Source organism: Actinomyces viscosus (assembly GCF_900637975.1).
In the GTDB taxonomy this organism is placed as follows: Bacteria; Actinomycetota; Actinomycetes; order Actinomycetales; family Actinomycetaceae; genus Actinomyces; species Actinomyces viscosus.
Genome location: NZ_LR134477.1, coordinates 2496871 through 2510493, shown reverse-complemented (window position 1 = coordinate 2510493; position 13623 = coordinate 2496871). Strand labels below are relative to the sequence as shown.

The following is a 13623-nucleotide window of genomic DNA, read 5'->3' as shown; positions in this document are numbered from 1 at the left end:
ACCCATCCTGACAGCCCAAGCCCCGCTGCCCCCACGACTACAACCTCATGACCCACAACACCTAGTCGTTGAAGCCTCCTTAATCGACAAAACCGGGCTCTACCAGGGAAAATGCAATGTGCCCGTGACGCTATAGGTACTGTGCAGGTCAGTAGATAATGAGGCTGTGGAGAGAGACCGGATGCTGCGTGGAGAGGCAGTTAGAGTCCTGGTGGAGCAGGACCTGGCCAGTGAGCAGATGCTGGCTCTCATGCGCGAAGCCGCGGAACTGCCCGACGTCGAACTGCGCAGGATCCTTGCCGAGGAGCTGCCAGTCATGGAGGTCGTGGGTACGGGCCCGCGGGGCGCGCCCACGTCCGTAGCAGCCTACGTCTCTCAGCCCAACGGTGTCGTGCTGGAGTACATCGCCGTGGCTCCGGAGCTACGCGGCGATGGGCTCGGGCGGGCGCTCGTCGACGCTCTTGCTGGTATGTCGGGGCAGGTTGTCGCTGAGACCGACGATGACGCCGTCGGCTTCTACCGGGCGCTTGACTTCGACATCGGCCCTGCGCCGTCGGACCCGCGCTGGCCGGGGCGCCGCCGCTACCGCTGCGTGCGGCGGTCCTGAGCGGCACGTGTCGGGGGCTGCGTTTCGTCCCGAGGACGTACTTCTCTTCCAAACGACGCCGCTCCGCCCCCAGCCATCTGGGGGAGAATGCAGTCCTCGTGGTGAAAGTACGTCCTCGACCGACGTCGTCGGGGAGCCGAGACTTGCTGAAGCGCGCGGGGGAGGAGACCTACCGGGGCAGGGGCGGGTCGCCGGCGGACGTGCCCTTCCTGCGGCCCTTCAGGTGGCGCCTCAAGACGTCGCCCAGCAGGGTCAGGGGGAGCAGATTGAGGGGTGCGAGGTCATCGGACACGGAGAAACCGCGTGCGAGCGCGAACCCTGATAGGACGATTCCGACGACCGCCAGAGCCAGTACTCCTGAGGGCGGCATCGTCCGTTCTCCGGGGTCGGCGTCCTGGGATCGCCGCAGGATGAGGGCGAGCAGCAGCATGCACAGCGACGTGTTGAGGCTGCCGGTCCGCCAGCCGAGCAGCAGCCCTCCGATCCCGAGCACCAGAACGATCAGGGCGACAACCAAGATGGCGAGCCTGATGAGTCGCATGGCGGGCACCTCACTGAGCAGTTCACGACGACGAACTCATCCAGATTAAACCGGAGACCTGGCTGGAGACTGCATACGGGCGCGCCCGTCCAGCTGGCCGATGCTGTGCGAGAGGCGGTGCCGTTGTGAACGAGGAGCACGATCGGCCTTCGTCGTGGTCGTGCAATATGCTGACCTCATGGGTCGTTTCCGCACTGATGATGCTCCGGCACTCATTCGTGCTGCGCGTCTGGACGCTGGGCTGACACAGACCCAGTTGGCTCATCGTGCCGGGCTGCGCCCGCCGAGCCTGGTGCGGATGGAGGCCGGGACTCAAACGGTGTCCGGCGACATGCTTGAGAGGGTGCTGCGGGCAGCTGACTACCGGCCGTCGGTTCCGCTTGCCATGCAGGCCGATGAGATCGTCGCCTGCGCTGAGTCTCATGGCCTGAGCAATCCTCGCGTTTTCGGCTCATCCGTCCGAGGGGAGGACGACTTCGACTCCGACATCGATCTGCTGGTCACACCATCAGCCGACACTGATCTGTTCGATCTGGCCCTGTTCGTCGATGACGTTGAGAAGCTCACTGGGTTCCCGACCGACGTGGTCTCCGATGCCAATCTGCCCGTCCAGCTGGCCGATGCTGTGCGAGAGGCGGTGCCGTTGTGAACGAGGAGCACGACAGGCCTCGCTTCACACCACGTGCTCGGAAGGGTGACTCGAGGCTCCATGATCGTGAGAACCTGACCGCTGAGATCTCGCTCATTCGCGACCGGATCGACGCCGGCGAGTAACTCTTCATTCTCATGGGAGCGGGGCCTGTCGTCGAGTTCGTAGGGTAGGTCGCGAGGTCGTACCCTCTACCCCTCGAACGCGCGGCACAAGGTACGACCGCGAGGACGCAGGCCTAGCCCGGCTCAGGCCTCGGAGGCCACGCCCATGGCGCGGCCGCGGATCCAGTAGGCCTGGTGCTGGATGCTGCGCCGGCTCATCCCGGAGGCGACCAGGTGGCGCCGCACCGCCTTGGTGGCGCTGCTCTCCAGGGCGATCCAGGCCCAGTCGAGCGCCAGGTCACCGGTGTCCGCCCACAGGATATGGTCGACGGCGGCCAGCAGCCTGTCCTCCAGGACCTCGGGATCCAGGCGGATCAGCTCATGGTCGCGCTCGGCCGAGGGCAGGTAGCCGTCCCCGGGCGCCAGCATGATGACGGTGGCCGGGCTGCCCACCGGGGCCGTGTTCACGGCGTCGACGAGTGCGGGCGCGGAGGCTCGATCGCCCACCAGGAGCAGCCGGTCGCCGTGGGACGGTGGGCGGTAGCTGGTGCCGCCCATGACCTGGACGGCCACCCTGGCCCCGGGCCTGACCCGGCTCGACCACCGCGACGCCGGTCCGGTGGGCTCGTGGTGCAGGAACAGGATGGTGGCGCTGGAGCGGGCCCGGTCGATGCGGGTGAGGGTGTAGGCGCGCTGGTACTCGCGCTCGCCCTCCGGGATCCACATCCGCACCCAGGTGGTGGGCGGCAGCGCGGCGGCCCCGGTCCCCAGAAGACTTGGGCACTGGACGGTCAGCTCCGTGTAGGGCGGGAGCTCGCGCACCCCGGTGACCGTGAGCCTGTGCTCCGGCACGCGCAGCGCCTTGAGCACCGTGCCCTGGAACCCGCGTCCTCCACGTGCCATCTGCTGGCTCGCCTTCCTGTGGCCTGATCTCTGTCCAAGGCGAACCTTAGCCGGAGCGGGGGTGGTCTTGCTTGGGACCGCCTGCCCAGAACCTCCTGCCCAGAACTCTCAGGACAAGGCCGCAATACCGCAGTGCCGCAAGAATCCCGACGGCGCCCCTCAGGCCATGGGGTCCCAGCTGGGCAGCATGACCGGCTCGGTCCCCAGGGCGGCGCGCACCTTGTCGGGCAGCCGGCTCGCCCGTACGACGACCTCGAAGACGTACTCGTCGAACCAGGAGTCGCTCATCGTGTGGAATCCCTTCTCCCCCAGCTTGTCGCCCCAGGAGTTCTCCACCCGCCAGCGCTGCGGGACGCCGTCGACCAGGTCCACCCCGGTCAGGCACATGGCGTGGGTGAGCGCCGACTCGCGCGCCACCAGCCGCTCGGCCTTCGTCATCGACAGGTCCACCCCGTACAGGCCCTCGTAGTCGTGCAGGCCGGCGTCCCAGATCCCCGTGTTCTTGTCGCGCTGCTTGGCGACGTCGCAGGCGAACCACACCGGCTCGCCGTCCTGGATCGCGGCGATCGCGGCGGCCTTCATGACGTCGAGCCCGGCGGTGACGTGGTCCTGGACGGGCGCCCCGACCATGACGTCGCTGCGGTCCATACCGTAGCGGGTGTTGACCGTGATCTCGGGGCGGGGATCGTGGGCGAGCACCACGAACTCCTCCACCCCGGTGACGTAGCGCTGCGCGAACTCCAGCGGCGTGAGCGTACCGATGCGGTGGAACTCCTTGTTCTTGTCCCGGTACTGCCACACGAACTCGCTGGGTGGGGTGCCCAGGTGGATGCACAGCATCCGGTGGACCTGCTCCAGGGCGGCCACGCGCAGCGGCTCGGGGTCCTCCCCGTCGGCCACCGCGGCCCGCAGACGCAGGGTCATGCGCCGCAGCAGCGTGGCCAGATGCTCGTTCATGGCGTCGGAGTCGCCCGCTGAGACCGTGTCCGGCATGGCGTAGGCGGGCACGATCCCGTACTTGGCCACCAGGCGGGCGAACTCGGGCCACCAGCCGCCGTCGGGGATGGGGGAGTGGAGGGAGGAGACGACCTCGCGGTCGTCCAGGGGCCGGTCCGCCTCGGCGATGGTGCGGGTCAGGAAGGCGTTGGCCTTTTCCAGCTTGTCGTAGAAGAACGGGAATGCCTGGCTTCCAGCTTGTCGTAGAAGAACGGGAATGCCTGGCTTCCAGCTTGTCGTAGAAGAACGGGAATGCCTGGCTCAGCTCCAGGGAGTCGAGCTGGAGCTCCTTGATGATGCGGGCGCGCAGCACGTTGAGGCCGGCGAAGGCCCAGCAGCGCCCCGAGTGCTTCTGGTCGGTGATCGAGGCGTCCGGGACGAGGTCGGACACGGAGGTGTCGATCGATGTCACCACGGCCCGGTCCAGGGAGACTCTCTCCACATCCGTGGTGGCGACGGCGTTGCTGGCGACGCGGGCGGCGGGGTCGGCGAGGAAGGCGGTGTTGCGCTGGGAGACCCAGGAGGTGTCGATCGTCATGGGGCAGAGGATAGATCGGCGGTGCGCTCGGGGCCGCTCCCGGCACGGGATGGGCTTTCTGGTGAGCGGCCGAGTGGGCGGCTGCGTGTGGGACTGAGCGACTCTTCGGGCGAGCCGACGCCGGTAGGCTCACTCCATGACCCAGCCCCACCAGCAGCACTCCGACTCCCACTGCGACGCCGGCGACCGGGACGCCGGCTCCCACGCCTCGCGCTGGGAGGAGCGCTACGCCTCGGTCGACCGGCTCTGGTCGGGCCGCCCCAACGACTGGCTGCCCGAGCTCGCCACCGGCTGGAGCCCCGGGACCGCCCTGGAGATCGGCTGCGGCGAGGGCGCCGACGTCCTGTGGCTGGCCGAGCACGGCTGGCGGGTCACCGGGCTGGACCTGTCCGCCACCGCCGTCGGACGCCTGAACCGCCGGGCCGAGCGCCTTGGCCTCGCCTCGCGCGTGACCGGCCGGGTGCACGACGTCGGAACCGGGCTGCCGGAGGGGCCCTTCGACCTGGTGACGAGCTTCTACGTTCACGGCGGACCCGAGGAGGGCTCCCTCGACCTCGTGGCCCTCCTGTCCGACGCCGCCGCCCGCGTCGCCCCCGGCGGGCGCCTGCTCACGGCCGTCCACGCCGTCAACCCGCCCTGGCACACCCACCACGCCCGGACCTACACGGCCGGTGAGCTGGTCGCGGGGCTCGCCGGGGCGACGGCCGGGTGGGAGGTCGTCGTCGCCGAGGAGCGCCGGAGGCGGGCGACGGGACCCGACGGCCAGGAGAGCAGCCGGGCCGACGCCGTCGTGTGCCTGCGCCGGCCGCAGGCCTCGGTTTGATGAAGAACCGTTGGGAACGGCCCTGAAAAACCGCCGGAATCTTCTGGGTGGCGGCCGGAATGTGGCGCAAGCAACGTAGAAATGCTGAAATGATGCCTGTTTCTCAGCATGTTCATAGGAGTTTTCGGGGGGTCCGCTCAGGATCGGTGGGTTACATAGTTACTGCCGCCGGACGGAACCGGTCACGAGGGTTGGGGAGCCCGATGACTGGCAGGTATCCGAGTTCGGGACGGGTCTTAGGGAGCCCGGACCGGACGTTCTGGCGAAGGAGGTTCCGCCTCCCCGGCCTTATGGGAAGCCGGGTAGCAGGAGGGCCTCGCGAGGCTTGGGCCCGCGGTCCGGGAGACCGGATCGCGGGCCGAGTCCTTTTCTGAGCGTCCAGCAGCCCGGCTCGGACGGTTCCAGTCGACGGCACGGATCGCAGTGGCCTGAGGCTCACGCGGATTCAGGCTTACGCGGGTACTGCACGTGGCTCGGGTGCTACTGGGGAAGGCGAGGGTGTACTCCACGAGGGTCCGGACCCCGTGCAGTGCAGTCAGCTCCCGGCCAGTACGACCCCGGCCTCATGCAGTGCGCCGCCGCCGGCGCCGCTGTCACCCCAGCGGGGCACTCTCCGCGTGCCGCGTGGTCCCCGGGGGCCACAGGCGGTGGGATGCAGGCCGGATCCACAGGGCCGAGCGCGGGCGCTGCGGTCGCCTCGGGGGCGCCCTACCGTCGAGTCATGTCTTTCTCACTGTCCCTGTCCAAGATGGACTACGACACCGCAGTCACCCAGTTCCCCGCCTCGGTGCCCGCCAGCTGGGTGGGCGCCGACTCCATCGCCTGCCAGAACGCGCTCGACAACGCCTCCGGTCTCCTGACCGCGCTGGCGACGCGTTATGAGACGGCCTTCACTGACGTCGGAGTCATCGATGCCCGCAGCTCAACGAGCGGAACGAGCCCGTCATGAGTCCGGTACCTGTTGCGGAGTCTGACGACGGTGAGACGTCGCCGGAGAATGCGGGACACCCGTGGGCCATGTGGGGCGGGAGCATCCCGGTGGTGGTGTCGGGTGGCAGCGTCTCGGTCAATACGGCTGACCTGGATGCCCTGTCCTCCAGCCTCACCTCCGCCGCCGGCTCACTCGACGACGCCAGGTCCTGGATCGACAGCGCGATTTCTGATGTCAGGATGGCCCCACTGCCCGCAGGACAGAAGATCTATGGCTCCTATGATCTGCAGCCTCATCAGAAGGAGCCGTGGTACGACGACGGGATGCAGTGCGTCGCCGGCGAGCGGCTTCCGCGATCGATGTACTCTGACCAGCCTTACGAGACAGATGAGTCGGGCGCAGTGCATTTCAACGCACTGTCCTACTTCGATGCCGTGGCTTTCGACCAGGAGCGCAACGCCGCCATCAGCGCGTTGAACGAGCTGAGCTCCGGGCCGGGCTCGCTTGTCGACGTCGCGGACACCCTGCGCGGCCTCGCCTCCGACGTCACCGCCTGCTCCCAGGCCCACACGCTCGCCGAGGGCGGCGCCGCCCCCGGTCCCGACCTCGTGGGTCCCGTGGACATCCGGGCCTTCGACGGAGGACTGGCCTACCAGGCGCTGGGAATCAGCCTCTCCGCGATGTCACCGAACGCCGTCAGCCTGGCGGCGCTGGCGATGACGCCCGGCAGTCCTCTCTACCCGCTCCTGGAGCAGTACGAGGGCGGCCAGGCCGTCGTCGAGGCCCTCCAGCTCCTCCTGGCGGACCCGGCCACCGCGCAGTGGGTCAAGGAGGACGCCGTGCGGATCGCTCTGCTGACGCTGTGGCTCACCAAGGCCAGGACGGGCCGGGAGTCGGCCACCATCCAGGCTTACCTCAAGCAGGTCTCCGAGCGCCTCGACCCCTGGGTGACGCAGCGCCTCCCCGCCCAGGTTGCCGCGGGCACGCAGACCGTGGACACCACGACCTTGACCCCTATGCAGCGCGTCACCATGTACCTGGGGATGAACGCGACGGCGCTGGGCGCCGGGGTCTACGGGCGCCAGACCGGCATCACGGTCACCCCGGTGGGCGGCAGCGGCTCCACCGTGCTCCCGCCCGCCACCAAGGATCCCCTGGGGCTCGGCAGCCCGGTCCAGGCCGGCATGACCGGCAGGGGCAAGGAGTCCAGGTCCCCGCAGAGTATCTCCGAGACGATCGCCCACTGCCAGGAGGTGCAGTCCTCCAAGAGCTCGTTGGAACAGGCCGACGACGAGGACGGCGTCATCTCCATCCAGCGGGTCGAGCACGCCGACGGCCGCGTCTCCTGGGTCGTCTACGTCCCCGGCACCACCGACTGGACCGTCGGCGACGGGGAGCCGCAGGACCTGCTCACCAACCTCGAGGGCGTGGGCGGCACACCCACGGTCATGGAGAGCGCCGTCGTCACCGCCATGCGTCAGGCCGGCATCCAGTCCGGCGACGAGGTCGCCCTCTACGGCCACTCCCAGGGCGGGATCACCGTCTCCAACATCGCCGCCGACCCGGCGATCCAGGACCGCTACAACATCACCACGGTCCTCACCGCCGGGGCGCCCACCGCGGGCGCGGACATCCCCGACGACGTCCACGCCCTGCACGTGGAGAACACCGGCGACGCCGTCCCCGGGCTCGACGCCGCGCCCACGCCCACCGGCCCCCACCGGCAGGTCGCCATGGTCGACACCCACCAGATGAGCACGGGCGACTACCCCCACGCCTCCAGCGTCTACGCGCAGGCCACCGAGGGCATCGAGGACCGGGCCCCCGAGCTGACCGACTGGAGCACCTCCTTCTCCCGCGCCTCAGGCGCCGGCGAGCAAGGGACGGCCACCACCGAGTACACCTTCACGGTCCAGCGCAACACCGACTCGTCCGGCGTGTACAAGGACGGCGACGGCTACCAGGGCGAGGTGCCGTCGTCGGCGCCCTCCTACGAGCTGCCGACCCCGGCCCCGCAGCCCTCGGGCGAGCATTAGATGGTGTTGCGAAGGCCTGTCAGTCCTCGCCGCGCACCAGCATCGCGGCGATGATCGAGGAGATCACGGAGATGATGATCGATCCGACCACCGCGGTGCCGAAGGAGGAGACCTCCAGTCCCAGTGGTACCGAGCCGCCGGCCCCCAGTGCCCCGATATGGTCCGTCAACCAGCCGGTCAGTGAGAGCATCGCACCGTTGACCACCAGGGCGAACAACCCGAAGGTGATGATGTAGAGCGGAAAGGCCAGGAACTTCGCCACGGGCTTGACCAGCGAGTTCACCAGCGCCAGCACCAGCCCCAGGATCAGGAGGTTCAGCCACATCTGGGCGGTGCCCACCCCCTCGGGCACGCTCAGCCCGGACAGGAGGCGCGTGGCCAGCCACAGGCCGGCCGCGTTTCCAATGGTTCGTGCCACGATCTCCATAGGTGCATTGTGCCTGGGCAACCTGTGCCGGTGCCAAGATGGGGCCATGACTTCAGCAGCGAGCCCCGCCATCGGCGAACCGGACCCGGCCGCCCCCGCCCCGGACGACGAGCCCTCGACGACGGTTCGCATCCGCCCCGACGTCGCCGCCCTGCCCGCCTACGTGCCCGGGGCCCGGCCCGACGCCGCCGGCCCGGTGGAGATCGCCAAGCTCTCTTCCAACGAGCTGCCCTTCCCACCCCAGGACGCGGTGATCGAGGCGATCACCCAGGCCGCGACCGGCGTCAACCGCTACCCGGAGATGACCGGGGAGTCACTGGTGCAGGCGCTGGCGCGCCGGTGGGGTGTGGGTACCGAGCAGGTCGTCGTCGGCAACGGCTCGGTCGCCCTCATCCAGCACCTGCTCGACGCCGTGTGCCAGCCCGGCGACGAGGTCGTCATCCCGTGGCGCTCCTTCGAGGCCTACCCGATCTGCGTCGCCGTCGCAGGCGCCAGGGCCGTGCGCGTCCCCCTGACCCCTGACGCGCGCCACGACGTGCCCGCCATGCTGGCGGCCATCACCCCGCGCACCCGCGTGGTCATGGCCTGCACCCCCAACAACCCCACCGGCACGATCCTGACCGCAGGCGAGCTGGCCGAGCTCGTGGCCGGGGTGCCGCGCGACGTCGTCGTCCTCATCGACGAGGCCTACCTCGACTTCGTCACCGACCCCGAGGCCGGTGACGCGCTCACCCTGCTGGCCGGGGCCCCCAACCTCGTGGTCTCGCGGACCTTCTCCAAGGCCCACGCCCTGGCCGGGATGCGCGTGGGCTACCTCGTGTGCGAGCCGGGCCTGGCCGCCGCCATCCGCTCGGTGGCCACGCCCTTCGGGGTGAACCTGCCCGCGCAGGCCGCTGCCGCCGCCGCGCTGGGGGAGGCTGAGCTGGCCCGCACCGCCGAGCGCTCGGCCACCGTCGCCGCCGAGCGCGACCGGGTGGTGGCCGCCCTGCGCGCCCAGGGCTGGGAGGTGCCCGACGCCCAGGGCAACTTCTTCTGGCTCGGCGTGAGACCGGAGACGACGGCGCTGGCCGAGCACTTCCGCGCCGCCGGCATCCTCGTGCGCCCCTTCGCCGGCGAGGGCGTGCGGGTCTCCATCGGGACGACGTCGGACAACGACCGGGTGCTGGCCGCCGCGGCCGCCTGGCGCGCCGCGCGCTGAGACCCGCCGGGGCCGGCAGGGCGTCGTCACACCGAGATGGTCACCAGGAAGACGATGCACATGACGACCTCGACGATGCCCATCGTGCCCGGGCGCAGCGGGCGGTGGCGCCGGCGCACCAGGCTCCACTGCCACAGCGGCATGACCAGTGAGCGCACGGCCAGCACCACCCACAGGACGGCGTGCCCCCATGGCAGCAGTCCTCGGGACGCCAGCCAGATCGTCACCGCTGCGACCGCCGCGTGCGCCGCCACCGTGCCGGCCAGCAGCACGTAGTTGAAGCGCTCGCGGATCATCGACTTGATGTAGGGGACCGTTCCGCAGAAGTAGGCGGCGGTCAGCGCCGTCACCAGCCACATCCAGGACCAGCCCGTCAGCGCGCCGTTGGGGGAGGCCCCTGGCAAGGGGGTGCTGGGCGTCCCCAGCCCCAGGAACCCGCCGTCGCCGCGCACCGCCAGGCTGTAGGTGACGGCGGCCATGAGGGAGGCGGCCGCCGTCGTCGACAATCCCGAGATCAGCGAGCGCTCGTGCCCGCGCCACACCTGGTGCAGTGCGATGGCGAACAGGGGCAGCAGCGGCACCGCCCACTGGATGAGGTAGGGCGCCACGAGCAGGGTGATGAGGGCCAGGGAGGCCGTCCAGCCGGTGTAGACCAGGAGCGGCAGCATAATGAGGGCGCGCTTGCGGGCCGAGCGGGTGCGCAGCCACTGCGACCAGCACCAGTAGGTGAGGTAGCCGCCCCACCACGCCGGCAGGAACAGGAGGTTCACCCAACTGAAGCCGCCTACGGCCCAGCCGACGATCGGAGGCAGCACAAGCATCGACCAGGCCCCGTGCTGGTTGGGAACCCAGGCCTTACGGCCGGGCTGGCGCCGGATCTGCTCCTGGGTGGGGGGCTTGGGGCGCTCGGTCTGCCGGGGCCGGCCGGTGGCCAGCATGATGTCGTCCTGCGGGCCCGGCAGGGACTGCTGCGAGGGGGCCCGGCGCGGCCGAGCGGCCCCGTCCGGCGTCGGGCGGGCGCCCTCGGGCGAGGCGGACTCAACGACCTCGGGGGAGGATGACTCGGAGGACTCAGCCGACTGGGAGGACCCCGCGTGGCCGGCGGATGCGGGGGAGTGCTCGACGTGGTGATCGGACGGCCTCGACGGGCGGGACTGGCTCACACCCGTCACCCTAGTCGCTCCTCCTCCTCGCGGCCGGGGACTTTCCACGCCGTCGGGTGCGAAAATCCTGCACCCGTACGCGTGACATGTCCCCGCCCGTGCGGTGGATGTCCCCGTAGGCGCAGGATGTCCCCGCCTGTGCGATGGGCGAGTGGCCGGGCGGGGTCAGGTCAGGGTGAGCCGCATCTGGTGCCAGGGCACGCCGCCGTGGTTGGAGGCGGACAGGCCCTCATCGACGAAACCGAGGCGCGCGTAGAAGGCCACGAGGTCGTCGAGGCAGGTGAGCACCAGGCCCCGGCGGCCGTGGGTGCGCGTCGTCTCGATGACGGTGCGCAGCAGGCGGGTGGCCAGCCCCTGCCCCTGGGCGGCGGGCGCCGTGGCGACACCGAAGATCATCTGCCAGGCCCCGTCGGGGTCGTGCATCGTGGGGTCCTCGTACATCGCGTCGCTCAGGTCGCGCTCGTTGGTGCACAGGCCGTTGACCAGCGCCAGCAGCGTGCCCGACTCGTCCTCGATGAGCCAGAAGTGGTCGGCGTAGTGAGCCATCCGCTCGGCGATCGTCGTCGGACTGGCCGCCTGCTCGGGTGGGAAGCAGATGGCCTCCAGGGCGGCCGCCATGGCCGCGTCCTGCGCCTGCTGGGCCGGGGCCGTCCGGGCCGTGCGGATGTGCAGGATCGTGGAGTCGGTGGTGTCCATACCCGCATTCTGGCCAGTCGGCCGCCCGACGTCGACCGCTCGCCCGCCTCCACCCTCCACAGCCGGGGACATTCCACGCCTGCGGGGACGTTCTGTCCGGTTCCTCCACAGCCGGGGACATGCCGCGCGTGCGGGTACAGAATTCCTGTACCCGCACGCGCAGAAGGTCCCCGGCTGGAGCGCAGGGTTGTGCGATCTGCCCGGCCGGTGGTGGGCGGCGGTGCTCCTTGGCCTCAGCCTCAGCCGCCCAGGGCCGCGGAGACCACCTGCTTGGCCTCCTCCTGGACCTGCGCCAGGTGGTCGGCGCCCTTGAAGGACTCGGCGTAGATCTTGTAGACGTCCTCCGTGCCCGAGGGGCGCGCGGCGAACCAGGCGTCCTCGGTGGTGACCTTGAGCCCGCCGATGGCGGCGCCGTTGCCGGGCGCCTCGACCAGTCGCGCGGTGATCTCCTGGCCGGCCAGCTCGGTGGCGGCCACGTCCTCGGCGGCCAGGGCGGCGAGCTTGGCCTTCTCCTCCTTGGAGGCGGCGGCGTCGATGCGCGCGTAGGCGCTGGCGCCGAAGCGCTCCACCTGCTCCTCGTGCAGCTGGGAGGGGGACTTGCCGGTCACGGCGATGATCTCGCTGGCCAGCAGGGCCAGGATGATGCCGTCCTTGTCCGTGGTCCACACGGTGCCGTCCTTGCGCAGGAAGGAGGCTCCCGCGCTCTCCTCGCCGCCGAAGCCGATCGAGCCGTCGAGCAGCCCGGGCACGAAGTACTTGAAGCCCACCGGCACCTCGATGAGGGTGCGGCCGATGTACGCGGCCACCCGGTCGATGAGGCTGGAGGAGACCAGCGTCTTGCCCACGGCGGCGTCGGCGGGCCAGCCGGGCCGGTGGGTGAAGAGGTACTCGATGGCCACGGCCAGGAAGTGGTTGGGGTTCATGAGCCCCCCGTCGGGGGTGACGATGCCGTGACGGTCGGAGTCGGCGTCGTTCCCGGTGGCGACGTCGTAGGGGGTTCTGCCCTCGGCGTCGGGCGTCATCTTCTCGCGCAGCGAGGCCATGGCGTTGGGGGAGGAGCAGTCCATGCGGATCTTGCCGTCCCAGTCCAGGGTCATGAAGTGCCAGGCCGGGTCCACCTCGGGGTTGACCACCGTGAGCTCCAGGCCGTAGCGCTCGCCGATCGCCCCCCAGTAGTCGACCGAGGCGCCGCCCAGCGGGTCGGCCCCGATACGCACGCCGGCCTCGCGGATCGCGTCGAGGTCGATGACGTTCTCCAGGTCGGCGACGTAGGTCTCCAGGTAGTCGTGCTTGATGACGTAGGGGCCGTCGAGCGCCTCGGCGATGGGGACGCGGGGAACGTCCTGCCAGCCGGAGGCCAGCAGCTCGTTGGCGCGGTTGGCGATCCAGCTGGTGGCGTCCGAGCCGGCCGGGCCGCCGGTGGGCGGGTTGTACTTGAAGCCGCCGTCGCGCGGCGGGTTGTGGGAAGGCGTCACCACGATGCCGTCGGCCAGGCCCGCGCCGGTGGTGCGCACGCCGGCCTCGGTGCCGGCGCCGTTGGCCCGGAGGATCGAGTGCGAGACGGCCGGGGTGGGCGTGTAGGAGCCGCGCGAGTCGACGGCGGTCATGACGCCGGCGCCCGAGAGCACCTCGATGGCGGTGCGCCAGGCCGGTTCGGACAGGGCGTGGGTGTCGCGTCCCAGGTAGAGGGTGCCGTCGGTGCCCTGGGAGCGGCGGTACTCCACGATGGCGGCGGTCGTGGCCACGATGTGGGCCTCGTTGAAGGCGGTGTCCAGAGAGGAGCCGCGGTGCCCGGAGGTACCGAAGACGACCTTCTGGGCCGGAACGGTGGGGTCGGGGACGAGGTCGTAGTAGGCGGAGACGACCTCGTCGACGTCGATGAGGTCTTCGGGCTGTGCTGGCTGTCCTGCGCGTGCGTGCATGGGGCACAGTGTGTCACGTACCACTGGTTGAATCAGCCTGTTTCGCTGTGCGAAACAACGGCTGATTCGGGCCCGGGTCTGGATCGGCC

13 protein-coding genes and 1 pseudogene are annotated in these 13623 nt (G+C 70.1%); 6 read left to right on the top strand and 8 right to left on the bottom strand.

What is annotated here, in order from left to right:
- The first annotated feature begins 181 nt into the window (after window positions 1-181).
- Window positions 182-607, top strand: coding sequence for a GNAT family N-acetyltransferase (locus EL340_RS10740; protein WP_232023025.1), 426 nt, complete (start codon window positions 182-184; stop codon window positions 605-607).
- 169 nt (window positions 608-776) lie between these two features.
- Here EL340_RS10740 and EL340_RS10735 read toward each other — a convergent pair whose 3' ends face one another.
- Window positions 777-1148 (bottom strand): hypothetical protein, encoded by a 372-nt coding sequence (locus tag EL340_RS10735; protein WP_126414564.1) that lies wholly within the window; start codon window positions 1146-1148, stop codon window positions 777-779.
- A 178-nt stretch (window positions 1149-1326) separates the two neighbouring features.
- Here EL340_RS10735 and EL340_RS10730 point away from each other — a divergent pair, with 178 nt between their 5' ends.
- Window positions 1327-1797, top strand: coding sequence for a helix-turn-helix domain-containing protein (locus EL340_RS10730; RefSeq protein WP_126414563.1), 471 nt, complete (start codon window positions 1327-1329; stop codon window positions 1795-1797).
- A 248-nt stretch (window positions 1798-2045) separates the two neighbouring features.
- Here the strand turns inward: EL340_RS10730 and EL340_RS10720 are convergent, their stop codons facing one another.
- From EL340_RS10720 to EL340_RS15980, 3 genes and pseudogenes are all read right to left on the bottom strand, one after another.
- Window positions 2046-2804 carry a siderophore-interacting protein gene (locus EL340_RS10720; protein ID WP_126414562.1) on the bottom strand — a complete coding sequence of 253 codons (759 nt, stop codon included), beginning with the start codon at window positions 2802-2804 and terminating at the stop codon, window positions 2046-2048.
- 159 nt (window positions 2805-2963) lie between these two features.
- A complete protein-coding gene (locus EL340_RS10715) occupies window positions 2964-3941 on the bottom strand; it encodes a C1 family peptidase (protein WP_408608586.1) in 978 nt (325 codons plus the stop codon).
- Between the two features lie 181 nt (window positions 3942-4122).
- Window positions 4123-4338, bottom strand: a pseudogene (locus EL340_RS15980) (C1 family peptidase); the annotation flags it as partial.
- 136 nt (window positions 4339-4474) lie between these two features.
- On the opposite strand from EL340_RS15980, the gene EL340_RS10710 reads away from it, so the two are divergent.
- The 3 genes from EL340_RS10710 (at window position 4475) to EL340_RS10700 (ending at window position 8128) form a co-directional block, all read left to right on the top strand.
- Window positions 4475-5161 (top strand): SAM-dependent methyltransferase, encoded by a 687-nt coding sequence (locus tag EL340_RS10710; protein WP_126414561.1) that lies wholly within the window; start codon window positions 4475-4477, stop codon window positions 5159-5161.
- A gap of 721 nt (window positions 5162-5882) precedes the next feature.
- The gene (locus tag EL340_RS10705) at window positions 5883-6110 is read left to right on the top strand and encodes a hypothetical protein (protein ID WP_126414560.1); all 228 of its coding nucleotides are present in this window, start codon (window positions 5883-5885) and stop codon (window positions 6108-6110) included.
- Window positions 6107-8128 (top strand): hypothetical protein, encoded by a 2022-nt coding sequence (locus tag EL340_RS10700; RefSeq protein WP_232023024.1) that lies wholly within the window; start codon window positions 6107-6109, stop codon window positions 8126-8128. Before EL340_RS10705 ends, EL340_RS10700 begins: the two co-directional genes overlap by 4 nt.
- A gap of 19 nt (window positions 8129-8147) precedes the next feature.
- On the opposite strand, the gene EL340_RS10695 is transcribed toward EL340_RS10700, so the two are convergent.
- On the bottom strand, window positions 8148-8555 hold the full coding sequence (locus tag EL340_RS10695) for a phage holin family protein (protein ID WP_126414559.1): 408 nt from the start codon (window positions 8553-8555) through the stop codon (window positions 8148-8150).
- Between the two features lie 46 nt (window positions 8556-8601).
- On the opposite strand from EL340_RS10695, the gene hisC reads away from it, so the two are divergent.
- Window positions 8602-9753 (top strand): histidinol-phosphate transaminase, encoded by a 1152-nt coding sequence (gene hisC / locus EL340_RS10690; protein ID WP_126414558.1) that lies wholly within the window; start codon window positions 8602-8604, stop codon window positions 9751-9753.
- 26 nt (window positions 9754-9779) lie between these two features.
- On the opposite strand, the gene EL340_RS10685 is transcribed toward hisC, so the two are convergent.
- The 3 genes from EL340_RS10685 to pgm form a co-directional block, all read right to left on the bottom strand.
- A complete protein-coding gene (locus EL340_RS10685; protein WP_197722300.1) occupies window positions 9780-10916 on the bottom strand; it encodes a YwiC-like family protein in 1137 nt (378 codons plus the stop codon).
- A 165-nt stretch (window positions 10917-11081) separates the two neighbouring features.
- On the bottom strand, window positions 11082-11612 hold the full coding sequence (locus EL340_RS10680) for a GNAT family N-acetyltransferase (protein ID WP_126414557.1): 531 nt from the start codon (window positions 11610-11612) through the stop codon (window positions 11082-11084).
- Window positions 11613-11851: 239 nt separating this feature from the next.
- Window positions 11852-13534 carry a phosphoglucomutase (alpha-D-glucose-1,6-bisphosphate-dependent) gene (gene pgm / locus EL340_RS10675; protein ID WP_126414556.1) on the bottom strand — a complete coding sequence of 561 codons (1683 nt, stop codon included), beginning with the start codon at window positions 13532-13534 and terminating at the stop codon, window positions 11852-11854.
- Between the last annotated feature and the right edge of the window lie 89 nt (window positions 13535-13623).